The 25,638-nt window shown below is 62.1% G+C and carries 21 protein-coding genes and 1 pseudogene; 7 read left to right on the top strand and 15 right to left on the bottom strand.

What is annotated here, in order from left to right:
- Positions 1-303: 303 nt before the first annotated feature.
- The 5 genes from MJ643_RS21205 to MJ643_RS21225 all read left to right on the top strand — a co-directional run bounded on the left by MJ643_RS21205 (position 304) and on the right by MJ643_RS21225 (position 3,945).
- Entirely contained in the window at positions 304-576 is a 273-nt protein-coding gene (locus MJ643_RS21205; RefSeq protein ID WP_232333269.1) for a hypothetical protein, read from the top strand.
- A 94-nt stretch (positions 577-670) separates the two neighbouring features.
- Positions 671-1,639 (top strand): DUF932 domain-containing protein, encoded by a 969-nt coding sequence (locus tag MJ643_RS21210; RefSeq protein ID WP_033959465.1) that lies wholly within the window; start codon positions 671-673, stop codon positions 1,637-1,639.
- A 75-nt stretch (positions 1,640-1,714) separates the two neighbouring features.
- Entirely contained in the window at positions 1,715-2,719 is a 1,005-nt protein-coding gene (locus MJ643_RS21215; RefSeq protein ID WP_034023887.1) for a lambda-exonuclease family protein, read from the top strand.
- 87 nt (positions 2,720-2,806) lie between these two features.
- Positions 2,807-3,700 carry a hypothetical protein gene (locus tag MJ643_RS21220; protein ID WP_009683520.1) on the top strand — a complete coding sequence of 298 codons (894 nt, stop codon included), beginning with the start codon at positions 2,807-2,809 and terminating at the stop codon, positions 3,698-3,700.
- Positions 3,701-3,756: 56 nt separating this feature from the next.
- Entirely contained in the window at positions 3,757-3,945 is a 189-nt protein-coding gene (locus MJ643_RS21225) for a hypothetical protein (protein WP_009683519.1), read from the top strand.
- A 665-nt stretch (positions 3,946-4,610) separates the two neighbouring features.
- Here the strand turns inward: MJ643_RS21225 and MJ643_RS21235 are convergent.
- Positions 4,611-5,300, bottom strand: a complete 690-nt coding sequence (locus MJ643_RS21235; protein ID WP_009683518.1) for an isochorismatase family protein — start codon at positions 5,298-5,300, stop codon at positions 4,611-4,613.
- Positions 5,301-5,424: 124 nt separating this feature from the next.
- Between MJ643_RS21235 and MJ643_RS21240 the strand changes: the two genes are divergently transcribed.
- Positions 5,425-6,336 (top strand): LysR family transcriptional regulator, encoded by a 912-nt coding sequence (locus tag MJ643_RS21240; protein ID WP_009683517.1) that lies wholly within the window; start codon positions 5,425-5,427, stop codon positions 6,334-6,336.
- On the opposite strand, the gene MJ643_RS21245 is transcribed toward MJ643_RS21240, so the two are convergent.
- From MJ643_RS21245 to MJ643_RS21305, 13 genes and pseudogenes are all read right to left on the bottom strand, one after another.
- Entirely contained in the window at positions 6,327-7,808 is a 1,482-nt protein-coding gene (locus tag MJ643_RS21245) for an NCS1 family transporter (RefSeq protein WP_023101486.1), read from the bottom strand. The genes MJ643_RS21240 and MJ643_RS21245 overlap by 10 nt on opposite strands.
- Before the next feature lie 142 nt (positions 7,809-7,950).
- A complete protein-coding gene (locus MJ643_RS21250) occupies positions 7,951-9,711 on the bottom strand; it encodes a hydantoinase B/oxoprolinase family protein (protein WP_009683515.1) in 1,761 nt (586 codons plus the stop codon).
- 17 nt (positions 9,712-9,728) lie between these two features.
- A complete protein-coding gene (locus tag MJ643_RS21255; RefSeq protein WP_023101487.1) occupies positions 9,729-11,819 on the bottom strand; it encodes a hydantoinase/oxoprolinase family protein in 2,091 nt (696 codons plus the stop codon).
- A gap of 117 nt (positions 11,820-11,936) precedes the next feature.
- Positions 11,937-13,262, bottom strand: a complete 1,326-nt coding sequence (locus MJ643_RS21260; RefSeq protein ID WP_009683512.1) for an MFS transporter — start codon at positions 13,260-13,262, stop codon at positions 11,937-11,939.
- 120 nt (positions 13,263-13,382) lie between these two features.
- The gene (locus MJ643_RS21265; RefSeq protein ID WP_009683511.1) at positions 13,383-14,639 is read right to left on the bottom strand and encodes a beta-ketoacyl synthase N-terminal-like domain-containing protein; all 1,257 of its coding nucleotides are present in this window, start codon (positions 14,637-14,639) and stop codon (positions 13,383-13,385) included.
- A gap of 210 nt (positions 14,640-14,849) precedes the next feature.
- Positions 14,850-16,091 (bottom strand): cytosine deaminase, encoded by a 1,242-nt coding sequence (gene codA, locus MJ643_RS21270; protein ID WP_033959459.1) that lies wholly within the window; start codon positions 16,089-16,091, stop codon positions 14,850-14,852.
- 4 nt (positions 16,092-16,095) lie between these two features.
- A complete protein-coding gene (locus tag MJ643_RS21275) occupies positions 16,096-17,313 on the bottom strand; it encodes a PucR family transcriptional regulator (protein ID WP_023101489.1) in 1,218 nt (405 codons plus the stop codon).
- Positions 17,310-18,575: a cytosine permease gene (gene codB / locus MJ643_RS21280; protein ID WP_023101490.1), complete on the bottom strand. Its 1,266-nt coding sequence runs from the start codon at positions 18,573-18,575 to the stop codon at positions 17,310-17,312. Before codB ends, MJ643_RS21275 begins: the two co-directional genes overlap by 4 nt.
- 270 nt (positions 18,576-18,845) lie before the next feature.
- Positions 18,846-19,394, bottom strand: a pseudogene (locus MJ643_RS21285) (DUF2950 family protein); the annotation flags it as partial.
- Between the two features lie 229 nt (positions 19,395-19,623).
- Complete coding sequence (locus MJ643_RS21290) at positions 19,624-20,631, bottom strand: inovirus-type Gp2 protein (protein ID WP_009683505.1); 1,008 nt, start codon at positions 20,629-20,631, stop codon at positions 19,624-19,626.
- A 337-nt stretch (positions 20,632-20,968) separates the two neighbouring features.
- Entirely contained in the window at positions 20,969-21,199 is a 231-nt protein-coding gene (locus tag MJ643_RS21295) for an AlpA family transcriptional regulator (protein WP_009683504.1), read from the bottom strand.
- A gap of 69 nt (positions 21,200-21,268) precedes the next feature.
- Positions 21,269-21,640: a hypothetical protein gene (locus tag MJ643_RS21300; protein ID WP_023101491.1), complete on the bottom strand. Its 372-nt coding sequence runs from the start codon at positions 21,638-21,640 to the stop codon at positions 21,269-21,271.
- A gap of 53 nt (positions 21,641-21,693) precedes the next feature.
- Complete coding sequence (locus MJ643_RS21305) at positions 21,694-22,575, bottom strand: hypothetical protein (RefSeq protein WP_208209481.1); 882 nt, start codon at positions 22,573-22,575, stop codon at positions 21,694-21,696.
- 219 nt (positions 22,576-22,794) lie between these two features.
- On the opposite strand from MJ643_RS21305, the gene MJ643_RS21310 reads away from it, so the two are divergent.
- Positions 22,795-23,469 (top strand): hypothetical protein, encoded by a 675-nt coding sequence (locus tag MJ643_RS21310; RefSeq protein WP_208209482.1) that lies wholly within the window; start codon positions 22,795-22,797, stop codon positions 23,467-23,469.
- A gap of 407 nt (positions 23,470-23,876) precedes the next feature.
- Here the strand turns inward: MJ643_RS21310 and MJ643_RS21315 are convergent, their stop codons facing one another.
- The gene (locus MJ643_RS21315; RefSeq protein ID WP_013974308.1) at positions 23,877-25,415 is read right to left on the bottom strand and encodes an MFS transporter; all 1,539 of its coding nucleotides are present in this window, start codon (positions 25,413-25,415) and stop codon (positions 23,877-23,879) included.
- Positions 25,416-25,638: the final 223 nt, after the last annotated feature.

Genomic DNA, 25,638 nt, shown 5'->3' on the forward strand with positions numbered 1-25,638 from the left:
TATTTGGGCCTCATTATGAGGCTTGGAGGTGTCTACGAAACCAGGGGCGATTCAAAGGGCTATCTCTGCACGATGGAGTTTGAGCGACGCTACGCGAGCAGTAGCTATCAGCACTAATCCCGGCCTGTCTCTGCCGATTGTGGCTCGTTACGTCATTGGTTTCGCTTCTGAAATGCGACCATTCGACTCGAAAAAATCTCAACCACACATTATCGCGATGACATAAGCACCAAGGAGGTTAGCCCCATGTCATTGCAGTGCCCTCGCTGTCACTCCCCAAAAATCGCTTCCTTCCATCACGCCATGAGAGTCGGCGCCGCCGTCGGCACCCTTGGCGGTATTGCACGTAGCGTCAGCGCAGCCCTGGGAGGTGGCCAAGCTGGCGCAGCTATCGGCGCGTTCGCCGGACCTGTCGGTATCACCCTAGGTTCCGTGTCTGGTGCCATTCTCGCCGGCCTGGCCGGCGGCGTAGGCGGGTGTGCGCTAGGCGCCCAGCTTGGCGAGTCGCTCGACCGCCACGTCCTGGCCCACAATCTCTGTCTGCTCTGCGGTCATCGCTTCAACCTGCCAGTCTGATCCGGCCCTTTCTCTCCTCTCATTTCAATCGTCCGGTCGGTGCTGCGCCTGGCGCGGCGCTTTATGCCGGCCTGCACCCAAAGGAATCGCTCACATGGCACATCTCGTCGAAACCATGGCCTACGCTGGCGCTACTCCGTGGCATGGCCTGGGCAATCAGCTCACTCAGAAACAACCCATCGAAGTCTGGCAGCGTGAAGCCGGGATGGACTGGCAGATCCTCGAAAGTCCCGTGCATTTCAAATCAGAGGTCACGGGCCATCTGGGCGCAATTCACTCCTTCCCCGAACAGAAGGTGCTGTTCCGTTCGGACACCAAAACCCCGCTGTCGGTGGTCTCGCAGCGCTACCACACCGTGCAGCCTCGGGAAGTGCTCGAGTTTTACCGGGACCTCACCGAGGTATCCGGCTACGAGCTGGAAACCGCTGGCGTGCTCAAGGGCGGGCGCAAGTTCTGGGCGCTGGCGCGTACCGGGCAAGGCGCTGCGATCAAGGGTAATGATCAGGTCAACGGCTATCTGCTGCTCGCGACATCCTGCGACGGCACCCTGGCCACCACTGCCACACCCACCACTGTGCGCGTGGTGTGCAACAACACCCTGACCATCGCCCTGGACGGCACCAGCCGCGCGATCAAGGTGCCGCACAACACCCGCTTCGATCCGCAAGCAGTGAAGAAACAGCTCGGTATCGCCGTATCCCAGTGGGACGACTTCATGTACCGCATGCGCGCGCTGGCCGAACGCAAGGTGCAGTGGCATGAGGCTTTGGGATTCTTTATGGGCGTGCTGTGCGAGACCAGCCCGACCGGCGCCCTACCGGAGGTACTGCCCAACGAGCGTGCGCTACGCAAAGCCCAGGAGCTGTACGAAGGCCGTGGTCGCGGTAGCCAGCTGGACTCTGCACGTGGCACAGCTTGGGGCCTACTCAACGCCGTGACCGAGTACGTCGACCACGAACGTCGTGCCCGCAGCAACGAGTACCGCATGGACTCGGCCTGGTTCGGCCAGGGGGCACAGATCAAGCAACGCGCTCTGGATGCCGCGCTACAGCTCGCCGCTTAGCCCTCACTTACTTCAACCCTCGCGCCCGGTCAGCCTTGTGCTGGTCGGGCGTTTTCATGTCTGCAGGTGAATACCATGAAAGCAACGTCATTGAACGGCAGCTCCCGCAAAGCCCGCCCGGCCCTGCGCCTGGTCAGCACCAAGGAGCTTCCGCGCGAGGACTGGCTGCAGATCCGTAAACAAGGCATCGGCAGTTCGGATGCCGCGGCTGCCGTGGGACTGAATCCCTACAAATCGCAGCTCGAACTGTGGCTGGAGAAGACCGGCCGCGACACTGCGCTGCCTAAGGGCGATACCCAGGATGAGGAAAGCCCGATGTATTGGGGCAACGTCCTGGAACCCATCGTGGCCTGGCACTACAGCAAGCGCACCAAGAACAAGGTCCGCCGCATTAACGCCGTGCTACAGCATCCGGATCCGGAGCTGCCCTGGATGCTGGCCAACATCGACCGTGAGGTAATCGGTGCCGACGATGTGCAGATCCTCGAATGCAAGACCGCCGGCATAAACGGGGCACGTCTCTGGAAGGAAGGCATCCCCGAGTATGTCGAGCTTCAGGTGATGCACCAGCTCGCCGTCACTGGCAAGCAGGCTGCGGATGTAGCCGTGCTGCTTGGTGGCCAGACGCTGGAGATCCACCGCATTGAGCGGGACGAGCAGATGATTGCTCGCCTGATCGAGCTGGAGTGCAAGTTCTGGCGCTACGTGGAGACCGACACACCACCGCCAGCCGACGGGACGGCATCCGCGGAGGCAGCGCTACGCTGCCTGTATCCGGAGGACAACGGTCAGGTAGTCAACTTCAGCAGCCATGCTGGGCTGACTGCCGCCTATATCGAACTGAAGGCCCTGCGGCAGTCGATGGCCGACAAGGAAAAGCGCGAGGCCGAGCTCAAGCAGATGCTGCAGCAGGCCATGGGCGACGCCAGTCGCGCGGAGTTCTCCAGCGGCTACGTCAGTTGGCGCAAGGCCAAGGACAACATCGGTTTCGATGTCGCGCAACTGCTCAAGGACAAGCCGTACCTGCAGGCCAAGTATCCGTTGCTGAAGCCCGGTGCGCGGCGCTTCCTGGTCGGCTGATTTCCTCCTCCATCACCCCTTCCCCCTTGGCCAGTCCATGCAGTTCGCGCTGCGTGGCTGGCCTTTTTCATTTCCAGGAGCACCACCATGTTGAAAGGTCTCGCACTCATCCCTCCCGCACTCGGTCGCATCTCCATTGGCAAGGTCGTCGAGAAAAACGGTAAGCGTCTTCCGGAGAAGGATGACCAGTTCACCATCACGTCCCAAGTGCAGGGCCGGGATGGCTGGCTGTTGCACCCGCTCAACGATGAACTGCGTCAGGGCAAGGACGACAAGCTGCGTAGCATCCCGGTACGTCTGCTGTTCAACGAACCGGAATTGAACTTTCGCGCCGACTACACCCTGTTCGACCGGCAGTCGGGACGGCCACTGTGCGTCGGTAATGGCGAAACCTGCAAGCGCGTCACTCAGGACGGTATGCAATCGCTGCCCTGCCCTTCGCCGGATGCCTGCCCGCTGGCCAAGGGTAATGCCTGCAGGCCCTATGGCCGGCTGAACGTGGTCATTGGCGAGGAGGATCCGCTGGGCACCTTCGTGTTCCGCACCACCGGCTTCAACAGCATCCGCACCCTGGCAGCCCGGCTACATTACTTCCAGGCCATTTCCGGCAATCGCTTGGCCTGCCTGCCGCTGGAGCTGCGCCTACGCGGCAAGTCGACGCGCCAGAGCCACGGCACCCCGATCTTCTACGTCGACCTCACGGTACGCAACGGCATGGGCATGGCTGAAGCTCTGCAGCAGGCGGGCGAGCTCGCGGCGCAACGGCAAACCGCCGGCTTCGATCAAGGGGCGCTGGATGAGGCAGCCCGCCGGGGCTTCGGCAATGGCGCCTTTGAGGACAGCGAAGAAGACAGTCACGCCGTGATCGAGGAGTTCTTCACCGCCCCAGAGCCAGCCAGCTCGACCGCCCCCGTTGATTCACAGGCGGCGCCCAAATTCCTCGCAGACAAACTGGAAGCCCTCGCCTCACAGCCCCACTGAATCCCACCTGCCTGCGCTGCCGTCATCGGCCAGGCAGGTTTTCTTGGAGACTCACTATGCTTCTACTTCGATTTCTACTCCACCTGCTCATCTTCATCGGCGCGCTCGCGGCCGCTGCTACGGTGGTGCTGAGCATCTTGCTCATGCTGCGCTTCCCGCCGCTGCTGCTCGCCGTGGTCCTGGCCTGCTGGATGCTGAATCGCCTGCTCAGATTGCTCTGCCCACGCCCGGGCAATCCCTGCTGAAAACCCCCAGCGACAACCGCCAACCAGTCATCACCAGCGGCTGTGCATTCGGCCGTTATTACCACGAGGAACCATGATCAGATGCTTAATCTGCGAGTCCAAGGCCATTCTGACGCGGGACGTTGCCAAGGGCATCGCCCTGCTGGTCAGCCTGGCCGACAGTGCATTGCAGGGGGCTCAGGAGGCGGACACAGATACCCCAACCCTGGGGTCGCCAAATATCACTTCGGAGGGTTCAGGTATTTGTGCCTGCGCTGTGGATCGCTGTTCGATGAGCCGGGTACAGAGGAGGCGTCCGAGCCCGCCATGTAGTCGCCATGATTCAGCGCTCAGTCCTGGCCGAGCCGGGCAACCAGGCGCTCCACCATGTCCATGACAAGCTCACGGTCTGCCGCTGTCAGCCGGGAAAGAAGGTCATGGAGCCTGCGGGCCTGGTCCTCCGGGCGGGAGCTCCCTCGGTCAGCAGGTCGGCTGTTTCGCAGTTGAAGATAGTTGCCAGCTCGACCAGACGCTCATGATGATTCTTGGGAGGACCGACCTTAACAATCGCTTAGCTTGCAATCAATGAGCCTGGCGTACAGGTGTGTTTCAGCCATGCGGCTGGACAAACGCAACGCGCCATGCTGAAGCCCGGCTTCAGCATGGCGCGGGTCACACCCGGGCGGTCAACGTTTGCCAATGCTAGCCAGGTAATCCAGGCAGCTGTCGACGGTTTCCACGTCGGCGAACTTGGCATCAATGTCAAACAGGTTCCAGGCCACCGCGCCCGGTACCCGGTCGCCGATGCACTCTTTCACGGCGATGGTGCGGAAGCCTTCGGCCAGGCCGTCGCACAGGGTGGTACGCACGCAAGCCGAGGCCGTCACGCCGGTCACCAGGATGGTGTCGACCCCTGCCGAGCGCAGGTACCCGGCCAGCGAGGTGCCGCTGAACGAACTGGCGCGCTTCTTCACCAGCACGAACTCGCCATCGACTGGCGCGATGCGCGAGTCGATCGCCCAGAGGTTCTCATCGGCCTGGTTGACCACGTCCACCGGGATCTTGTTGTGCCACTGGCCCATGTCGGTGTTGGGGTCATGGCGGTCGGTGTTCTGGTAGCAGGTGGTGACGTGGACGATCGGGAAGTGGTTGGCACGGAACACCTTCATCAGGCGCTGCACGCCGGGGATGATTTCGTCGTCGATCTTTTCGCAGGTGAACGGGTTGCCTGGGCGGGTCCAGGCGTTGGCCAGGTCGACGTTGATCAGCGCCGGGCGCTTGCCGAAGCCGATACGGCGCTGGAAGCCACGCTCCTTGTAGAGCTTGGTCGATTCTTCGAAGGCGCGTTCGAGCATGGTCATCAGGTCTTGCGACATAGTGAATCTCCCCAGTGGGTCGTTGTGAGCGGTTCGGCAAGGAAGGTTTGCCTTGACCTGGAACTCACGATAATCTCGGCCACTGATGACATCCAATTCATTGTTGGCGAGCATTGATACCAAAATGAGCATTAATATCCGCTTTGATCTCAAGCAGATAAAAGCCTTCGTCCGCGTCGCGCAACTGCTGCATTTCAAGCGCGCCGCCGATGCCCTGTTCATCACCCAGCCGGCTTTGAGCCGCCTGATCAAGGCGCTGGAAAGCGAGCTGGGGGCGGAGTTGTTCATGCGCACCACGCGCCATGTGGCGCTGACCGAGGCCGGTCGGCTGTTTTTGCAGGAATGCCAGCAGGTGTTCCGCCATATCGAACGCGGTATCGACCTGGCGCGTAGCGCCGCGGCGGGGGACATCGGCCACCTGACCGTGGCCTACAACGACTTCGCCATCAACGGCGCGCTGCCGGGCATTCTCGAGCGCTTCAAGGACCTGCACCCGGATGTGACCGTGGAGTTGCTGTACATGCCCTCTCACGAGCAGTACAAGGCGATCCGCGATTGCCTGATCGACGTGGGGTTCCTGCTGGGGCCAATGACCGAGCCGGACATCGCCTCATTGCCGGTGAACCAGGAACGCATGGTGGCAATTCTGCCGTCACGGCACCCGCTGGCCGGACAGGCCACTTTGCGCATCGAACAGTTGCGCGACGAGCGCTTCATCTTCGGTGCGCCCAGTGGCTGGAGCCTGTTCCGCGACCAGGCGTTTCAGCTGTGCCAGCGCGCCGGTTTCAGCCCGAACATTCACCAGGAGGCCACCACCAGCATCGGTATCCTCGGGCTGGTGGCGGCCAACATGGGGGTGTCGCTGTATTCGGAATGCGCCTACCGGATCCAGCGCGAAGGCGTGGTCATCGTGCCGCTGCAGGACGAGCATGCCCAGGTGCAGACCATCGCCGCGTGGAACGAGGAATACCAGAGCCCTACCGCCGCGCGTTTCAAAGCCCTACTAGGGCACCGAGCTGCGGAGCTTCACGCCTGATCTGATGGCGTAAGGCCGAAGCGATCGGTACTGGCATCGTAGCGCCAGTCGTGGCCGACACTGCTGGCCAGCCACTGCGCGCCATTGCCGGTGAGCTCTTGCTGGGGATAGCGCCGAACGATCCAGAACTTCATCAGCATGGCATGGATCACCAAACCGCTGACGAAACCGACTACAAATGCCCAGTCACCGGAACAGTACGCCAACACGCTGGCCGCAGCCCACGCTAACAAGCCGGCAGGGTTGAAACCGCGCCAATAGTGGAATTGCCCTTGCAGCTCATACAACTGCGGCACGTTCAACCGGCGTCGCCGAATCAGGTAATAGTCAGCCACCATGATCCCGCCAATTGCCGAGAGGAACGATCCATACGAAAACAGGAAGGCGAACAGGTTATCGAGGATGGCCCACGGCATCGAAAGTGTACCGATGACTCCCGCGATCATCACTGCAGTCGGGTATCTGACTCGTGGTGCTCCAGCATTGACGAAGGTCAGCGCCGCCGGGATCAGGTTGGCTGCAGTATTGGTCGACCACTGTGCCAGCACCACCAGGACCATCAGCACGACCAGGCTCAGCCCGGTGCTCTGGGCCTGGATGACATTGATTGGATTCCAGTCTCCGGCGGCGACGAAAGATGCCGCGCCAATGACCGCGATCCAGGTCTGAGTCAGCGGTAATGCGACCAGTTGAGCAAGAAAGATATGCCGGTTACGAGACAGGAACCCCCGAGCATTGACTGGTGTCCGCACGTAACGGGTGATATTGGGAATGTCGATGGCCAAGGTCGACCAGAAAGCCACGTTAGCCAGGAACAGGGTAATGATGGTCAGCTGCTTGTCGCCGACGAACGTCCAGATATTGACCCCTTTGGTGACTGCCAGCACATCGAGGGTCAGGTACATCCAAACCGAGATGGCAATGATCGCCGGCGCTGCTATGGACGAGAGAAACTCTACCGCCTTGATACCCAGCGCGGTATTGATGATTTGCACCACTGCGAAGATCACATACCACAAGGCCCAGTTGTCGAACCCGGTCAAGTACTCGACGATACCGCTCAGGGCCAGGGCGCCGAGGTAGGTCTGGATACCGAACCAGATCGCCGCGACCAGGCCGCGAAACAATGACGGAATGTGTGTGCCATGCACGCCGAACGGCGCTCGCAAATACACCGCGAAAGACAAACCATGTTCGGTACCGATGTCCGCGGTCAGGGTCATCAGTAGCGCCAGGACGATGTTGGCCAGCAGAATGATCGCTACGACCTGTGGCAGCGGCAGGCCGGCAACACCCGTAGCACCCAGCTGGAAGGTGGCGATCATGAACGCGATACCGATCCAGATCCAGGTGAAACCCAGGGTACCGATCGAGCGATGTCGTCGTTGTACCGGAAGAATCGACGGTTCCAACAGGTTGTGACGGGAGACGGCCGGAGTCGGTGAGACAGAAGTCAATTCGGGGCTGTTCATCGAAGCACCTGTGCATGAATGGAAGGCGCAACCTACCTGCCATGGCGATGGCCGCAGGCTCTTGGGGAAAGGAACGAACGTGGGCAACGGCCTTTGCTGGCGAATAGCAACCCAGCAAAGGCTGCGGCGGGCAGACCTGTGGTCAGCCCTGCAGTTGCTGGCGCCGGGCGCGGGTGGCCTCGATGTCCAGGCGCACCTGCTCGTCGAGCACCACTCCGTACACCTCAAAGGCCTGTTCGAGGCTGCAGAAGTCATCCAGCACGTCTTCGCGCACCTGCTCGGCACTGCGTTCTAGCGGGTTGCCATAGCCACCGCCACAGGGCGAGTAGTAGGCCATCACATCCCCCGCCTTGGACGCGTACCCGGAGAACTTCGACGGCATCGACACCACCTGCCCGGGGCTGGCGACATTGTAGATCTCGGTCTTGCCTACCACCCCGTCGCAGCCACCGAACACCCCCCAGGGCACATCGAAATGCCGTTCGCTTTCGTGGGTGATGAAGCCCGCCGTGAGCACCCGCTGGGCCTTTACCACACCGATGCCACCGCGGTACTTGCCAGCGCCTGGCTGCACATCGTCACGCAGCTCGTAGCGGTCGCAGATCATCGGCAGGTGCATCCCCAGGTCTTCGATGGGGTTGTTGCGGGTGTTGGCCATCAGGTTGTCGATGGCATCGGGCCCGTCGGATTTCGGCCGCCCGCCGTATGCCCCTTCGTTGACTTCGAGGAATACCCAATAGTCGCCATCGGCCTTCACCCCGGAATAGGCAGCGAAGGAGATCGACGCCGAGCTGCCGGCGATCACCCGCTCCGGCAGCACCGGGGCCAGGGCCTTGATGATGAGATCGATCATCCGGTTGCACTGGGTGAAGCGCGCCTCGGCAGCGGCTGGGAACACTGGGTTGAAAATCGTGCCCAGCGGCGCCACGACGCTGATCGGGCGGAACGACCCCTCGTTGGACGGCACCGGGCTGGGCAGCGTGGCAGCGTCGAGCAGCAGCTTGCGGAAGGCGGCGTAGGCGGCCACCTTGCACGAACCTTCGAACGGCACGTTATAGGCGGTTTCGGTTTGCAACGCCGAACCGGTCAGGTCCACCTCCAGGGCATCACCGCTCACTTTTACCGTGACCACCACCGGCAGGCGCCGCTCGCGGTTGCGGCCGTCGTCGTCGAGGAAGCCTTCGGCGCGGTAGTCGCCATCGGGAATCTGCGCGATCTGCTGGCGCATGATGGTTTCGGCGTAGTCGATCAACTGGTTGATCGCGGTAAAGCTGAAGTCCTTGCCGTAGCGGGTCAGTAGTTCCTTGAAGCGCCGGGCGCCCAGCTGCGCCGAGGCCACCTGGGCTTCGATGTCGCGAATCAGCTGGTCGGATGCACGGCTGTTGTAACGGAACATCTGCACCAGCGCTTCGTTGCGCACACCGCGCTCATAGAGCTTGAGCCCGGCCATCAGCATGCCTTCGGCGTACACGTCGCCTACGTCGATGATCAACCCCGGCGTAGCTGCGCCGATGTCGATGTGGTGCGCGGTGTTGCCGGAAAAGCCCACCAGCTCGCCTTCATGGAAAATCGGCACGATCACCGCCAGGTCCGGGCTGTGGCTGGAGCCGTGATAGGGATGGTTGTGCACCACCACATCGCCCTCGTGCCAGGCGCCACCTTGCAGGGTGGCCTCGATGCCGCGCAGGTAGGCCGGGATCGAGCCGATGTGCATCGGCGTGGATTCGGACTCGCAGATGGTCTGGTAGCGGGTGTCGAACAGCCCGGCGCCCATGTCCTGGGACTCGCGGATGATCGATGAGAACGACATGCGGTACAGCACGTGGCCCATCTCTTCGGCGATGGTCTTCAAGGCGCCGCTGATGACTTGCAGGGTGATCGGATCGACCGGTTGCGTATTCATGGCTGTGTCCTCTGGCGTTACTGGCGGGAGATGATCAGGTTGCCGTGGGCGCTCACCCTGGCCACCCAACCCGGCGGCACCAGCGAGGTGGAGTCGTGCTGCATGAGCATGGCCGGGCCTTCGATGTACTGGCCGGCGTGCAGCTTGCTGCGGTCATAGCGTGGCGTGGGCAGGCACTGGCCATCGTCGAACCAGGTGTCGCGCTCGTAAAGGAAGGCCTGGCCGGTGTCGCTGTCGACCGCCGCCGGCAGCGGCTGCCAGGCCAGCTTCTCGGACTGGGAATGGCCGATGACACGCAGGCTGACGACTTCCACCGGGGCATCGGCGTAGCAATAGCCGTAGTCCTGCTCATGCACTTGGTGGAAATGCGCCATGACCTGGGCAATGGCCTGGTGGTCCACCCTGCCGCCAGGGATCAGGGCACGCAACTCGAAGCCCTGACCGTCGTAGCGGCATTCGGCGATGCGGGTCAGCTGCATGCAGGCATCGTCCACGCCATCGTTGCGCAGTTGTTGCCGAACATTGGCTTCCAGTTCCTGCAAGGCGCTTTCGAGCCGATTCAATTGCGTGTCGTCGATGGTATTCAGGGTGCACAGCAACGAGCGCAGGGCCTCGTACTGCAGGTCGGTGGTCAGCAGGCCTGCGGCGGCGGTGATGCCCGGCGCTGGCGGGATGAGCACCGACTTGGCATTGACCTCATCGGCCAGCGCCGGACCATGCACCGGCCCTGCCCCGCCGAACGGCATCAGCACGAAATCGCGGGGGTCGATACCACGGGCCACCGAGTTGGAACGAATGGCCAGGGCCATGTTGTTGTTGACCACCCGCAGGATGCCCAGGGCCGCCCGGTGCACGCTAAGGCCCAACGGCTTGGCGATCTTCGCCTCGATGGCCTGGAACGACAGCGCCGGGTCGATCTTCAGGTCGCCGCCCAGCATCTGGTCCGGGTCCAGACGGCCCAACACGATGTTGGCGTCGGTCACGGTGGGCTCCTCGCCACCGCGGCCGTAACAGGCCGGGCCGGGGTTGGAACCGGCCGAGCGTGGGCCGACCTGGAAGCCACCGGCCGGGTCGATGAAGGCCACCGATCCGCCACCGGCACCGATGGTGATCAGGTCGATCATCGGCACCAGCACCGGGTGCCCGGACACGTAGGAGTCGCGCGGGTTCATCACCTTGATCTGGCCATCGACCAAGGTCGAGATGTCCGCCGAGGTACCACCAATGTCGACGGTGATGATGTTGCGCTCACCGTCGAGCCCAGCGAAGTAATGCCCGCCCATCACGCCACCGGCGGGGCCGGACATGAGGATGTTCACCGGCCGCTCGCAGCAGCTTTCAACGGTGGCCACACCGCCGTTGGACTGCATGATGCGCAGGTCGGCCTGGATGCCGTTTTCACGCAGCTGGCTGGCCAGGTGGGTCAGGTAGTGGGCGGTGCGCGGTCCGACGTAGGCGTTCATGGCCGTGGTGGAAAAGCGCTCGTACTCGCGCATCACGTCCACCACATCGGTGGAGCAGCAGACGAACGCCTCGGGCATCACCTTCTGCACGATGGCCTTGGCGCGCAGCTCATGGGAGCGGTCGAGGAAGGCGTACATGAAGCCGATGATTACGGCCTGCACGCCACGGGCCTTGAGCAACTGCGCGGCCTCGCGGACTTCCTGCTCGTCCAGCGGCGTCTCGACCTGGCCATGGGGCGGTAGGATGCGCTCGTTGATGGCGATGCGGTTACGCCGACGCACCAGCGGTGTGCTCTGCCATGGCACATCGAACTGCAGCGAGAAGTTGTAGGGCCGTTTGTGCCGGCCAATGTGCAGAATGTCGCGGAAGCCCCTGGTGGTGAGCATGCCCACCTCGGCGCCATTGTGTTCGATGGAAATGTTGGTCGCCACCGTAGTGCCATGGACGATCAGGTCCACTTCTTCGGCGCCGATTCCGGCCTTGGCACACAGCTCGAGAATCCCGCGCATCACAGCGATGGACTGGTCTTCGAGGGTGGTGGGGACCTTGTGGGAAAAGATCCGCCGGCCGATGGAGTCGCGCTCCGTGGTTTCCAGGATCAGGTCTGTGTTGGTACCGCCGACATCTACGCCTATACGGGCCATTCTGCGTCACTCCTGGTGATCGCGAATGCACTCGGCAACTGCGCCGCCGAGCCGATTCGCACGTGGGTCTTATGGTTGTTGTTGAGGTGCGGGGGCCCCAAGCGGGGCCTGTTTTTTTTATGCCAAGGGGTTGGCGGGTTGATCGGCGGCGTGGCTCAAGGGGCGCCCCGCCGTCTCCGGCAACGACAGCCCGCCCGCCAGGGCGAACAGGGCGATACCGGCCAGGTAATAGGCCGGCGACAGCGGGTCACCGCTGCGCTCGATCAGCCAGGTGGCGATCAGCGGCGCGGTACCGCCGAACAGCGTGTAGGCCATGTTGTAGGTGATGGCCGAGGCGGTGTAGCGACTGCGGGTGGGGAACACTTCCGACAACAGCACGGCCGTGACCACACCGCACAGCACCGCGCCGATGGCCAACAGGAATGCCCCCGCCAATGCTGGGTAGAACAACCCGGAGCGCGCCAGCAGAAACGCCGGGTAAATGGTCAGCACCAGCCAGGCGGCAGCCGTGACCATGGTCGGGCGCCGGCCAACGCGGTCGGAAAAGCGTCCGGCAAAGGGGCAGCAGGCTGCGGCGAACAGCAAGGTCAGCAAAGAGATCAACAGCGCTGTGGGCTGCGGCTGGCCGCCTTGCAGTTGCAGGTAGGTCACGAAGTAGGTGGTGCACATGTAGAACGACAGCGCGGTCAGCGAGATGAACGCCGCCAGGCAGCACATCGCCCCGCCCTGCTCGCGCAATGTCTGGCCCAGCGGTGCATGCACGGCACGCTCGGCGCTAGCCAGCGCCTTGAACGCCGGCGTCTCGTCCAGGCGCCAGCGCAGGTACAGGCCCACCAGCCCGAGGGGCGCGGCGATCAGAAAGGGCAGGCGCCAACCGAAGGTTGCCATCTGCTCGGCTGTCAGCCAGCGGTTCAGGGCATAGGTGACGATGGCGGCGGCCGCGAACGAGGCGAAGGTCGACACCAGCGCGGCACTGCCATAGCGGGCGCGCTGCCCGGCCGGGGCGTGCTCGATGAGGTAAATGCAGGCACCGGCGTATTCGCCACCGGCGGAAAAACCCTGCACACAGCGGATCAGCGTCAACAGCAACGGGGCGGCCAGGCCGATGCTGGCATAGGTCGGCAGCAGCCCGATCAGGGTGGTGGCTGCGGCCATCAGCAGGATCGTGATCGACAACACCCGGCGCCGCCCGAAATGGTCCCCCAGCATGCCGAACACCAGCCCGCCGAGCGGGCGGAAAGCAAAGGCAACGGCGAACACGGCAAAGGTCTTGAGCAGCGCCGTGGTGCTGTCACCCGAGGGGAAGAACAACTGGGCGATGGTGGTCGCCAGAAAACCATACAGGGCAAAGTCGAACCACTCGACGAAGTTGCCGATGGACGCGGCCCAGACCACGCGTTTCAATTGCTCCGGCGCGACCGGCTGCTGCGACGTACCCGACATATCCACCTCACTGTCTGTTGGAGAACAAGCGATTGGCAGTTCGAAACCTTCACGCAGCGAGTGGGCTGCAGGCGCAGCCCTCAAGCTCAGTCCGGGCGGGCCTCTGGTGGGCCGTCACCGTCAATGTGCGCCCTGCGCCTCCAGCCCCCGACGGCTGAACACCAGCGAGGCATTGGCCCCGCCGAAACCGAAGCTGTTGGACATCACGCAATTCACCTGCTGCCCTTCGCGCACGCTCCGTACCAAGGGCAGCCCCTCGACCTGCGGGTCGAGCTGTTCGATGTTGTGCGAAGCCGCCATGAAACCGTGGCGCATCATCAGCAACGCATAGATCGCCTCGTGCACCCCGGCCGCCCCCAGCGCGTGCCCGCTCAGCGACTTGGTCGAGCTGAACGGCGGCAGTTCACCGTCGAAGGCAGCCAGTGCCGCCTGCAGTTCCACCAGGTCGCCGGCCTGGGTGCTGGTGCCATGGGTATTGAGGTAATCCACCGGTTCGGCGCAACTGGCCAGGGCCATCTGCATGGCGCGCAGTGCGCCGTCGCCGCTGGGGGAAACCATGTCCTGGCCATCGGAGGCAGTGCCATAGCCGATCACTTCGGCGAGGATGGTCGCCCCGCGCGCCTGGGCATGCTCCAGCGCCTCCAGCACCAGCACCCCTGCCCCGCCGCTGATAACGAAGCCATCACGGGCCACGTCATAAGGGCGGCTGGCAGTGGCCGGCCGGTCGTTGTAGCCGGTGGAAAACGCGCCCATGGCGTCGAACATGCAGCTCTGGCTGAAGTGCTCGGCTTCGGCACCGCCAGCAAACACCACATCCTGTTTGCCGAACTGGATCTGCTCGAAGGCGTGGCCGATGCAATGGGCGCTGGTGGCGCAGGCCGAGGCGATGGAATAGTTGAGGCCCTTGATGCCGAAGAAACTGGCCAGGCACGCTGAGACCGTACTGGTCATGGTACGGGGTACACGGTACGGCCCCACCTTGCGTACGCCCTGGCTGTGCAGCAGCTGGTTGGCCTCGACGATGTCTTCGCTGGAGCCGCCACCCGAGCCCATCACGCAGCCGGTGCGGGTGTCGGCCACCTGCTCGGGCGTCAGCCGTGCATCGGCGATGGCATCGGCCATGGCCAGGTAGCCATAGGCTGCGGCATCGCCCATGAAGCGCCGGTGGCGCCGGTCGATGCGCTGAAAGTCGACCTCCAGCCGGCCGCTGACATGGCTGCGCAGCCCCGCTTGCGCATAGGCCAGGTTGAAGGCGATTCCCGAGCGCCCCTGGCGCAATGCCTGGAGGACCTGCGCAGGGCTGTTGCCCAGACATGAGACGATGCCCATGCCGGTCACGACCACGCGGCGTAGCCCGATTGTCTGCTTCGATAACATGCACTGACTCCACAGGTTCAGAACTGTCCGGGCAACCTGGCTGGGTTGCCATGGACTCGAGTCTAAGGGGCGGCTTTGATTCTGATAATTCGTATTTCGTTAGCCATTGATACCGAATTTGGCATCAGTAATTATCCTGCGCCCATGGCAAAGCACCCCGCCCGGCCAAAGCCGGCGGGGCATGATGAATGCCGTTGCTAGAGGGTGGCGTCAGGCAAAGCGTTCGACCTGCGCCGACGTGCGGCGCATCAACACTTTGCCGTTGCGCACCGAAATTAGTGCGTGGCCCTGGCTGCGGACCATCTCGTAATCATCCGGCGCCGACAGCAGCAGCAAGTTGGCCGGCCGCCCGACCTCGATGCCATAACGCTCCCCAAGGTTGAGGGTGCGGGCACTGTTGTCGGTGATCAGATCCAGGCTGCGTTGCAGGTCTTCGTAGCCGAGCATGTGGCAGATGTGCAGCCCGGCTTCGAGAATGCGCAGGATGTTGCCGTTGCCCAGCGGGTACCACGGGTCGACGATGGAGTCCTGGCCGAAGCACACGTTCATCCCGGCGCGGTCGATCTCGGCCACGCGGGTCAGCCCGCGGCGCTTGGGGTAAGTGTCGAAGCGCCCTTGCAGGTGAATGCTCTCGGTCGGGCACGAGATGAAGTTGATGCCCGACATTTTCAGCAGGCGGAACAGCTTGTAGCAGTAAGCGTTGTCATAAGAGCCCATGGCCGTGGTGTGGCTCGCCGTGACCCGAGCGCCCATGCCACGTACCCGGGCCTCTTCGGCCAGCACCTCGAGGAAGCGCGACTGTGGGTCGTCGGTTTCGTCACAGTGCACGTCCACCAGGCAACCGGTGCGCTCAGCCAGCTCCATCAGGAACTTCACCGACGACACACCCTGATCGCGAGTGTTCTCGAAATGCGGAATGCCACCGACCACATCGGCGCCCATGGCCACCGCTTCGGTCATCAGGGCCCGGCCATTGGCGAACGACTCGATGCCCTCCTGGGGGAAGGCGACGATTTGCAGGTCAACCAGGTGGCGTACTTCCTCGCGCACCTCGACCATGGCCTTGAGCGCGGTGAGCTTGGGGTCGGTCACATCCACATGGGTTCGCACGTGCTGAATGCCATGGTCCACCAGCATGTCGATGGTCTTCTTCGAGCGCTGCTTGATGTCGTCGTGGGTGGTGATTTCCTTGCGCTCGGCCCAGCGTTCGATGCCTTCGAACAAGGTGCCGCTCATGTTCCACTTCGGCTCGCCGGCGGTGAGGGTGGCGTCCAGGTGAATGTGCGGCTCGACGAAGGGCGCCACCACCAGGTTCTGTTGGGCGTCCAGGTCGTCGGGGTTGGCCAGCACCGCCACATCGGCCTGGGGCTCGATGGCGGCGATACGGTCGCCGTTCAGTTCGATACGAAACAGGCCCGACTTGCCACGCAGACGGGCGTTGATGATGTTCATGCTGTTACTCCTTGCATTGGGCTTCGCTCATGCGCCATACCAGCATGGCGACCGAAGCGTTCATACGAAATAGCGGGTCGTCGAGTGACTGCCCACTCAGTTGTTCGATACGTTGAATACGTTGGTTGATGGTGTTGCGGTGCAGGCCCAGACGCTGGGCGGCCTTCAGGCCATTGCCGTTTTCCTTGAGCAGGGCGTCGAGGGTATGCACCAGCACATGGGGGTGCTTGCGGCCGGGCGCGATCAGTGGGCCAAGGGTTTCGGCGACGAAGTCGTCGATCAGCGAGCGATCGACGATGCCTTGCAGCAGGCGCAGCACGCCCAACTCGCTGAAGTCGCAGAAACCGGTGGCCGGGCGCAGGTTCTGCGCCACTTCCAAGGCCTGGCGCGCTTCATTGAGCGCCTGGCGGTAGTGGGCGCAATCCTCGGCCAGGCGCGACAGGCCCATGAACAGGCCCAGTTCACCGACCACGCCCGCCAACTGCCGGTGCAGCGCGGCCAGGGTGGCGTGCAGGCCGTGGGCATCGGCCAGTAACAACACGAACAGGTCACCCGGCAATTGCGCGGTCACAGTCCCCGGCCTGCCACGACACCAGGCCTCAAGCTGATCTTCCAGCGCCTGGCGAATGCCCTGCCACACGCGCTCGCCCTGGGCCAGCCCATGGCGCTCGAACAATCCATCGACGCCAGACAGCCGCAGTGTCACCAGGCGCCGTGGCTCGTCCAGCGCCAGCTCAAGGTGCGCGGCCCGCTGCCGAGCGATGGCCAGGCTCGGGTAGTCGCCGGTCAGCAACTGGCCGAGGATGTCATTGCGCGAGCGCCGCACCTGGGTCATCTGCACCAGGGCCGTACCGATCAGGTGAGTGACGACCACCATTTTCAGCGCATACGGCTGCTCGATCAGCGGCAGCCCCAGTTGCTCGGCGCGCTCGATCACTACAGGCGGAATGCCGTGGATGAACGTGCCGCCGGTGAGGATCACCATGCCGGCAATGCCCACGGCGTCGCCATCTTCCACCAGGCTCAGCAGGTTGGCCTCGCCGCGTGGGTGGTTGATGCCGGTGACGAACACCAGCTCGCCGCCCATCACCCACTCGGCAATGCCTTCGTTCTCGGCCACATACGGCCAGCGCACCCGCCGCTGCAGGTTGCGCGCGCCGGCCCGGACGGTCATGTCCTGCAGGCCGGGCAGGTGCAGGATTTCGTCCAGCGCCAGGCTCACGGTTCGACACCCGCCTGGCCCAGCGCCCGGCGCCGGCCGCTCAGTTCAAGCATGACGATGTAGCACAGGGCCGAGGCGCCAATGCCCACCAGCGGCGCGACCCACGGCGAGGCGTAGGCCAGCACCGCACCCAGCGCATAGGACCCGAGGCCCAAGAAGTTGTAGCGCGGCAGCTGCACCGAGGCCAGCGCCGGGTACTTGCCGCGGTGGCGGTACCAGAAGTCGGCCATGATCACCCCACCCACTGGCGGAATGATCGAGCCCAGCAGCACCAGGAACGGGATCAGCATTTCATACATCCCGCCAATCGCCAGCACGATGCCCACCGCTGCCGCGACCAGCGTGGCGATGCGTCGACGCTCGCTGCGCAGCAAGTGGCAGGCCGCTGCCGAGACGTTGTAGATGGTCGGTCCCTGGATGGTCCAGAGGTTCAGGCAGAGCATCACCACCGCCGCGAACGACAGGCCTTGCAGCATCATCACTTCGACGATGTCGGCCTGCTGGTAGACCATCGCGCACCAGGCCCCGGCCACCACCATCAGGCCGTTGCCGAGCAGGAAGGCGACGATGCTGGCCACCACCGCCACCCGCCCGCTGCTCGACAACCGGGTCCAGTTGGTGGCCTGGGTGGCACCGCTGGCGAAGGTGCCGAAGACCATGGTCACCGCTGCCGAGAAGGTCATGGTTTCATGCGGCACCACCGCCGCCAGGCCGGCAAAGCCCCCGGCATCGGCGGTGGCGATATACATCGAAACCAGCAGCAGCGCGAACATCAGCGGCACCGACACCCGCGACAGCAGGTCCAGGCCCTTGAAGCCGATGATCGCGGTAATGCTGAAACCCAGGCCGAACAGCACCATCAGCGGCACGGTGAAACCACCCGCCAGGCCCAGCAACTTGACCAGCACGATCGCCACGGTCGCGGTGCCCCAGGCGTACCAGCCAAGTTCGGCGAAGCCCAGGATGAAGTCGGAAAGCCGGCTGCCCGCCTCGCCGAAACAGAAGCGCCCCATCAGCACGCTGTTCAAGCCGCTGCGCGAGGCGATGAAGGCCAAGGCCGCCGCGTACAACGCCAGCAGCGTGTTGCCGATGGCGGCGACCCACAGCATGTCGACGAAGTTGAAGGCCATGCCCAGCTTGCCACCGGCGAACATGGTGCCGGTGAAGAAGGTAAAGCTGAACAACACCATGGCAATGGGCAGCAGCCCTTTGCGCGAGGATGGCGGGGCTTCGCAAAGCGGGAATTCGGTAGGTGAGCTCATGGCACGGTGCTCCGGGTTGTCGTTGCGACTAGGGGAGCAATATGCGGGCCGCTTTTGCCAAGCGCGAAAAACAGGAAATTTGCGGGCAATCGGCACAACTTTACCTGTTCACCTTGCACACTATTTTGCCGAATTGATGAATTAAACCTGTGCGTTAAGACCTGTTTTGATGCGGGCGCGCACCAACGCGGAACAGCACTGGATAGTTTCCACGCAGCCTGCCGTCGGCGGTGCGCGCCGGCCGTCATTCGCTGGCGCTGACATCCACCTCTTCCAGCTGTCATCCGGATCGAAGCGTTTCATGGCCTTGGCAATCTTGTCGCCCTGTGGCCCCAGATCCTTCTCGAACACCTGGTCGTCGTGGCTGATCATGAAGCTCATGACACCGCTATCGTTGTATTTCGCCGGCCAGGCGACCAGGGCGAAGCCGCGGCTCATCTGGTTGCCGATCAGGTAGCTGTAGGCGCCGCCCGGGGCCGACGAGCCTTGGCCATCAAGGATGCGGAAGTGGTAGCCGTACCAGGCATCGCCCACCACATCCTTGCCGAACAGCGGCCCCAGCGGGCTGATCTCGCCGCCCTCTTCGTCCTCCCAGAACAGGCCGTCATGCTTGCCGGGCGTGCTGAAGATCTGCTGGGCATATTCCAGCGCGCCGTTGCTGTTGCGGTCCTTCGAGGCGTAGTCCATCTGCGCGTCGTGATAGGCTAGGACCGACTGCAATGCAGCCAGCTCGTTACGGCCGATGCGCCGGGCGTGGATTTCGGCGCTGCCGGCCTTGCGGTCGAAGCGCCAGCCGTTGGTAGCCTTGGTCAGCCGAACCAGTTCTGCATCAGATGCACGCTCAGCTAGCTTCCCGACCGTAGCATCCAGTAGCGGCCGAATGCGGCCGACAGTACTTGCCTCAGCGCGAATCGTCTCCAATGACCGTTTCAAAGCGAGTGCAGCCACTGTCCCAGCATCTGTGTCGGACACCTTGCGCATGTCGCGACCATTTAGGCCAGGGTTCAGGTTGGTTTCGCTGAACGGGTGATCGGCCGGCAGGCTGGGCTCATCGACATGTTTGTTCGGCACCTCGCAGGGGAATGGATCGATTAGGAATCCCGGAAACCTTCCTTGCCTGCCCCTTGCGCAAGCAACGAGCTCCTACCGGTTTGAGCCGCAGATGTTGATCATTCTTGACCAGGTAACGCATGGCGCAAAGCACGTTAGCCCGCCCATTCAGGTCCCGCCTGTGGATCAGGCCAAGCCCCAGCCTGTCTTGGTATTTATCTTTTTCGAGGTTGCAGTTGTGGAAGTAGCCCTGACCACGGGTAATACGCTCCCATAGCTCACCGATCCGCTGAGCCCTGTAGATATCGGCACTCACTTCAGCACCGTTAAAGAAGAACGCTGCATGGATGTGATAGCCCCGGTCCTCGCCTTGCTCGACGCTGCAAATGTAGCCAATTTCATGGTCGAAAATTAGGTTGCGTTCACGCTCAGCTATCAGCCGATTCAGATCGTCGAATACGCGCTCCACACGCAACCTCGCCTGGACCTCTGCACGGTAATACAGATCAACCCTGATCACGCAGATCCGGGCGTAGCGATCAAACATGGCATCAACGTAGCGATCGACTTCGACCTCTTGCTGAATCGCCTGGTAGCGCTGATCGTGCTCCCTACGCTTGAATCTCTTTTGGGCAAGGAGTGTACGGATGCACTTGGTCAGCTCGTTCAGCGTCTCACTGGTGCTCAGATAGCGCGTTTCACCCTCGTTCAAGCAGGTGATGCCAAAGGGGCTGCGCTCAATCCCAATGGCCTGGCAGGCTTCCTGAAGAAGGCTCAAGTGCCAGCTGTACTGATACGCCACATCTCCGTCGAGCAGCGCGACCATCTGCACGATCCCATCGAAGTATTTTGAAAGCATGGTTTCTCTGACCTGTTCATCTCCATGCTTTGAATATGAGATTCGGCAGGCCTGGCTATCTGTACGCTGGATGGCGTTGATGAGGCGCTCAATTCGAATTGCGATATCGGACTGGGATTGGAGGGTGTTGGCGTTTTGTTTGGTCATGGCTCTGTACCTGGTGAGTGGTTTCGCATACCAGGTACGGGATGTGTATTTATTAACCGATGACCTAACCCGGAGGCAGGGTGATAGTGCCGGTGTGGTTACTAAAAACTCAGCCTATCGAGTATTGACACGGTGATAGCCTAGAACTATATAACTAGATCCCGCTCCAAGACTCAGCGATCACCCCAGGCTGGCCTGGCAATGGGGAGCAACATTACCGAGCCTGCCGAGAGATTCACCCAATCGCATCCTGGGAGAGTTAGCTGAGAGCGCTGGACTTTCCAAGCGGCATAAACGCCATGACCAGCCTTAGCCGGTCATGGCGTAGGTGATAGTTCTAGCTAGCCATACTCAGGTGGCCGGTGGGGCGCACCGCAGCCCCCTCTGCCAGGTCCCGCTCCTCGATCCTTGCCAGGATCCAGTCATGCACCTCGCTATCGACCCAGCCGACACAGCGGTCGCCCAACGAGACCGGCTTCGGGAAGGTACCTTCCGAGATGTGTTTGTAGATGGTCGATCGGGCAAGACCAGTCGAATCGATGACTTCTTTCAGGCGAATGATCCTCATGAACGGGGCTCCTCATATTCGTTCAGAGGATCTGCAGGAGCAGTAAGAAATAACCTGAAGCCCCGTCACCTACTCGGTTAGCAAGCCAAACTCATAGCGGTTCCACACATCCAGGTCAGCCTCGCTGTCGAACTCACGAAGAAACCCGCCCCGGACATCCTTGTACACAATGCAGCAGTTCTGATTCTCGGGAGCCGGATAGACGATCAGAGAAACGACCTCCAAGGCATCATCGCGCCCTTCTGGCTTTGGCACAGGTATCAGCCTAATCACCTGGGGTTGGTACCCCGACCATGCCTTGCCATTGAACTTCTGCTTCAAATGCTCGGCCCACTCAAACGCCACCTCAAAAAAGTGATCGAGCACTCCAGGCCAGTAGTAGCCAGCCTCGTCCTGCCCCGGCTTACCGACCTTCAGTTGATCTAACTCTCGACCAATCATGCCCTCCAGAGAAGCAGGAATTTCGCCGTACCTTTCGCCTGGCCTTCCCCATGTCAGGGACAGCAGATGCGACGTGTACCGGCCAGCTTGTGATAGAGGACATCCAGCGCAGCAGGTCCCAAAGCGAGAAGAGCTCTTGCTACATCAGGCTGCGTAAGCCCGCTGGTCAACCGTTCATAACGGGACTGCTTAGCTTCCGCGTAAACCAGCACTGCGCAATGAGGGCGCCGCGCCCTCATCTGCGTGTGGTCAAGGTTCAGGTAGTAGGTACTGGGAACCTTGGCTCCAACGAAGAAACCATTGGATACACCCGGCACATGAACACGTATGAAGCCCAGGCTGACTAGTCGCCTCACCTGATGTTTGAGCGCAATCGGATTCAGGCCCGTCATTGCACGAAGCTTCGCCTCCCCCACCCCGGCCACAACCCCGCACTGATCGGCAAAGGTTAAAAGGGCAGCCAAAAGCACTCTCGTGGCTGTCCCCAGGCGTCCACAAGCCCCAGGTGCTGCCGGCCGCCCGTCCTTGCATACCTGTTTGCGCGCAACCTTCTCGCTCCCGGTATCTGTTTCAGGCCGAGGTCCCTCGGCATAAATCTCCGGCTCATTAAAGAGACGCAGGACCAGGTCCCGATGAGTAAGCGAACTACCTCTTGGCTGGGCAAGCAGATCGAGGAGGTATTGCGACGCCTCATATTCCTGCCCCGGACGACCCACCTTGTCAGCCTGTTTTTTGGCCACTAACAGCCCAGCTTCGGCTAACTCCCGCACTGCGTCTCTGACCAATCTATCCGTCAAGCAGAGGAGTCTCGCAACTGGTTTGACCTTGAACGAGGCGGTCAAGAGTGCCTGCTCTCGGCATATCAGGGCTTGCAGGAAAAACCTAGACTCTGCACCAACCTCTAGGTCTTCATAAAAAGCCAGAAGATTAGCCATTTCACCTACCGAAAAACTGGAAATTTAGATCACGTTTTATACCCTATAAAATCAGCTTATCAATATCATGTAACGTATCTGTTAACTACGTCGATAACATGACCGCTAACATTTACAAAAATTCTGATCAACAGACCTACCATCAGGTCATGTAACACCGTCCAGTAGTGAGGCGACTGATCGCACCCTGAATATGGCGAAGGAGAAGGAAACTCGAAAATGAGCGAGACCGAAGCAGCACCAGGCTGGCTGAACGAGAAGGACAGAGGAGAGTGGCAATGGGCAGCAAGTTACCTATCGAGCCGGTGCTCTCCGTCGCTGCAAGGCAAGATCAGCTTCCTTGCCGACAGTGGTTTCAGCCATCTGGTCAGATCGATCCATGCCCTCGAATCCGAGGCTGAAGGTGTAAAGCTCATCGAGCGATTGAGAAACGCCATCAGACAAAGGCGGTATCGATTAGCCAAAGGCGGCAGAAAGACTTGCTCCTTCACGCTCCCACTCGAAACCAAGACCACACTCAAAAGCCTCGCCAAAGGGCACAAAACAACCGAAACAGCGCTGATTCAGCGCTTGATCGAAGTCGCCGCCCAGGCAGCCGCAGAACAGAAAGAGGTGATGCGTAGCGACGCTCAAATGGCCAAAGTCACACGCAATGCGCGCAAGCTTACGCAGGAGCTGGACAAAGTTCGGATTGATGAGACCAGAAAGCAGCTGCACCACTGCATGAAGCAGCTCGCGCGGTGGGAAACCTTTCTAAAAGAAGAACTGCCCGAGCTATCCTACGAAGACGAAGCAGCCGCAACAGCTCTTGCAGAACGCCGAATGCGTGTAGTCCAAGAGGCCATCGATGCCTCCGTCGCCAAGCATGAGATGCTGAGCCCGAGGTCAGTCTGAGCAAATTTCGAGCCTGCCACCTAAATCCCAAGCCATGGATCTTCTCAGCGCCCCGACATCCTGAGTTCAAATCCAGCCGCCCGGTATTCCAAATGGTATTCCAGACAAATATCAAACCGAACTTTTCTCATATTTTTCATTAAGATAGGCTATCGTTTCAGATTACCCCGGCCCACCAAATTCCAAAGAAGAAGACGCCCTCGGGCGTCTTTTTTTGTGCCTGGATTTTGGGTTGTGCGAGCCCACAAAGTCAGAATCAGGCTTTTCCGCATAGGGCGTTTCCCAAAGATACTCCCTGCGCCGGTTTGCTCTTCACCGGTCTCTCAACCCAAACACGGCTTCCACCACGTGAGTGACAGCAAGCGCTGGTCGCCCCAGTCGCCAGGTCGTGATGCCCGCCGCCAGCTTCATGATTGCCTCTCAGCCAGCAACACTTCCGGCACGGCCGGCAGCGGCCGGCTCAGCAACACGCCAACCAGCATCGCGAACAGCAGCGCCGCCACACCGGCGACCTGCAACACGGCTTCGAAGCCCCCGACGAACGCCTGGCGGGCCAAGGGTGCCACCGTTTCCCGCAACCTGGGCTCCAGCAACGCCAACGCCGCCTGCAAATCACCCGCGGCAACCCGGGTAGCCATCGCGGAAACCTGGCCCGATTGCCCAGGCGCCACGGCAGCCATGGCCTCATACAGCAACTGCCCACTACGTGCAGCCAGCACACCACCCAGCCCACCGATGGCCAGCACGATCGCCCCGAACCGCGTGGTTGTACTCAGCCCCGAAGCCATTCCGGTGCGCTCACGCGGCACGCAAGCCATGATGTTCTTCTGCGTATCGCCATTCAGCAGCCCGGCGCCAGCACCCAGCACCAGACTGGCCAGGGCGAATGCACCGTAACCGCCCTGCTGCGTGGCCCAGGCACACAGCAGGTTACCCGCCCCCACCAGCACCAGCCCAAGCGCGAACACCTGCGCCGGGCTAAAGTGTGCAGCCAGGCGCATGCCCAGGCGTGGCGTCAGCAGCATGGCCACGGCAAACGGCAGCATGCCCGCCCCTGCGGCCAGGGCCGACAGCTGCAGGCCGTTCTGCAAGTACAGTGGCAGCAGGGTCATCATCACCTGGGCGCAGGCAGCATAGGCAAACATCCCCAGCAAGGCGCCAACGAAGCGCCCGCTGCGCATCAGCCGCAGGTCGATCATCGGCCGTTCCTGGCTGCGCTCGACCATGACGAACAGGCCGAACAGGAAGGCGCTGATCACCAGCCGTCCCAGGGTTTGCGCACTGCCCCAGCCCACCTGGTTGGCATCGATCATTGCCCAGATCAGGTAACCCAGGCTGCCGGCGAAAGTCAGGCTGCCCCATGGGTCGAGCCGGGCCGCAGCGCTGTCACGGGACTCTTCGACACTGCGCAGCACCATCACTGCGAGCACTGCCACCAACGGCAGGTTGATGTAGAAGATCCAGCGCCAGCCAAGGGTGCTGGCGATCAACCCGCCCAGCAGCGGCGCAAAGGTGATGGTGGCGCCCATGCAGGCGCCCCAGAAGGCCCAGGCGCGCATGCGTTCCTGGGGTTGGTGGAAGCGATTGCCGATCGCGGCCAGGGCCGAGGTCAGCAGCAATGCCGCGCCAACGCCCTTGGCTGCCCTGGCCAGGTCGAGGAACAGCAGGTTGGGCGCCGCGCCACAGGCCAGCGAGGCGAGGCCGAACAGGGCCAGGCCGAGCAGCAGCATGCGGCGGCGACCAAAGCGGTCGGCCAGGCTGCCAGCGGGCAGCAGGCAGGCGGCAAAGGCCAGCAGGTAGGCGCTGACCACCCATTCGATATCGGCAAACGAGCCGGACAGGTCGCGGGCGATGCTGGGCAGGCTGACCGCGACGATGTTGGTGTCGAGGATGATCAGGGCACAGACCAGGGAGGCGGAGAGCAGGGTGAAACTCGCAGAGGGCATGGTGAGGCTCCGGATGCAGGGCTGGTTGGTCAAATCGCCGGGGCTGCCCTGCAGCCCATCGCAGGCAAGCCAGCTCCTACAGGGACCGCACCGCCTTCGAGGATTGCGCAATACCTGTACCTGCGATGGACTGCAAAGCGGTCCCCTGCAATTCCCAGGCAGCCTTTGCCGCCAAGCCACCAGCCTTGTAGTGTTGGCCTCACCATAACGCCAACAGCCCCCA

The sequence above is a fragment of the Pseudomonas sp. PNPG3 genome (assembly GCF_023093815.1).
Lineage (GTDB): Bacteria > Pseudomonadota > Gammaproteobacteria > Pseudomonadales > Pseudomonadaceae > Aquipseudomonas > Aquipseudomonas asiatica.

Bases quoted from the DNA above. Each gene is read 5' to 3' on its own strand.
- MJ643_RS21205 (WP_232333269.1), top strand. From the start codon at position 304: ATGAGAGTCGGCGCCGCCGTCGGCACCCTTGGCGGTATTGCACGTAGC.
- MJ643_RS21210 (WP_033959465.1), top strand. From the start codon at position 671: ATGGCACATCTCGTCGAAACCATGGCCTACGCTGGCGCTACTCCGTGG.
- MJ643_RS21215 (WP_034023887.1), top strand. From the start codon at position 1,715: ATGAAAGCAACGTCATTGAACGGCAGCTCCCGCAAAGCCCGCCCGGCC.
- MJ643_RS21220 (WP_009683520.1), top strand. From the start codon at position 2,807: ATGTTGAAAGGTCTCGCACTCATCCCTCCCGCACTCGGTCGCATCTCC.
- MJ643_RS21225 (WP_009683519.1), top strand. From the start codon at position 3,757: ATGCTTCTACTTCGATTTCTACTCCACCTGCTCATCTTCATCGGCGCG.
- MJ643_RS21235 (WP_009683518.1), bottom strand. From the start codon at position 5,300: ATGTCGCAAGACCTGATGACCATGCTCGAACGCGCCTTCGAAGAATCG.
- MJ643_RS21240 (WP_009683517.1), top strand. From the start codon at position 5,425: ATGAGCATTAATATCCGCTTTGATCTCAAGCAGATAAAAGCCTTCGTC.
- MJ643_RS21245 (WP_023101486.1), bottom strand. From the start codon at position 7,808: ATGAACAGCCCCGAATTGACTTCTGTCTCACCGACTCCGGCCGTCTCC.
- MJ643_RS21250 (WP_009683515.1), bottom strand. From the start codon at position 9,711: ATGAATACGCAACCGGTCGATCCGATCACCCTGCAAGTCATCAGCGGC.
- MJ643_RS21255 (WP_023101487.1), bottom strand. From the start codon at position 11,819: ATGGCCCGTATAGGCGTAGATGTCGGCGGTACCAACACAGACCTGATC.
- MJ643_RS21260 (WP_009683512.1), bottom strand. From the start codon at position 13,262: ATGTCGGGTACGTCGCAGCAGCCGGTCGCGCCGGAGCAATTGAAACGC.
- MJ643_RS21265 (WP_009683511.1), bottom strand. From the start codon at position 14,639: ATGTTATCGAAGCAGACAATCGGGCTACGCCGCGTGGTCGTGACCGGC.
- codA (WP_033959459.1), bottom strand. From the start codon at position 16,091: ATGAACATCATCAACGCCCGTCTGCGTGGCAAGTCGGGCCTGTTTCGT.
- codB (WP_023101490.1), bottom strand. From the start codon at position 18,575: ATGAGCTCACCTACCGAATTCCCGCTTTGCGAAGCCCCGCCATCCTCG.
- MJ643_RS21290 (WP_009683505.1), bottom strand. From the start codon at position 20,631: ATGACCAAACAAAACGCCAACACCCTCCAATCCCAGTCCGATATCGCA.
- MJ643_RS21295 (WP_009683504.1), bottom strand. From the start codon at position 21,199: ATGAGGATCATTCGCCTGAAAGAAGTCATCGATTCGACTGGTCTTGCC.
- MJ643_RS21300 (WP_023101491.1), bottom strand. From the start codon at position 21,640: ATGATTGGTCGAGAGTTAGATCAACTGAAGGTCGGTAAGCCGGGGCAG.
- MJ643_RS21305 (WP_208209481.1), bottom strand. From the start codon at position 22,575: ATGGCTAATCTTCTGGCTTTTTATGAAGACCTAGAGGTTGGTGCAGAG.
- MJ643_RS21310 (WP_208209482.1), top strand. From the start codon at position 22,795: ATGAGCGAGACCGAAGCAGCACCAGGCTGGCTGAACGAGAAGGACAGA.
- MJ643_RS21315 (WP_013974308.1), bottom strand. From the start codon at position 25,415: ATGCCCTCTGCGAGTTTCACCCTGCTCTCCGCCTCCCTGGTCTGTGCC.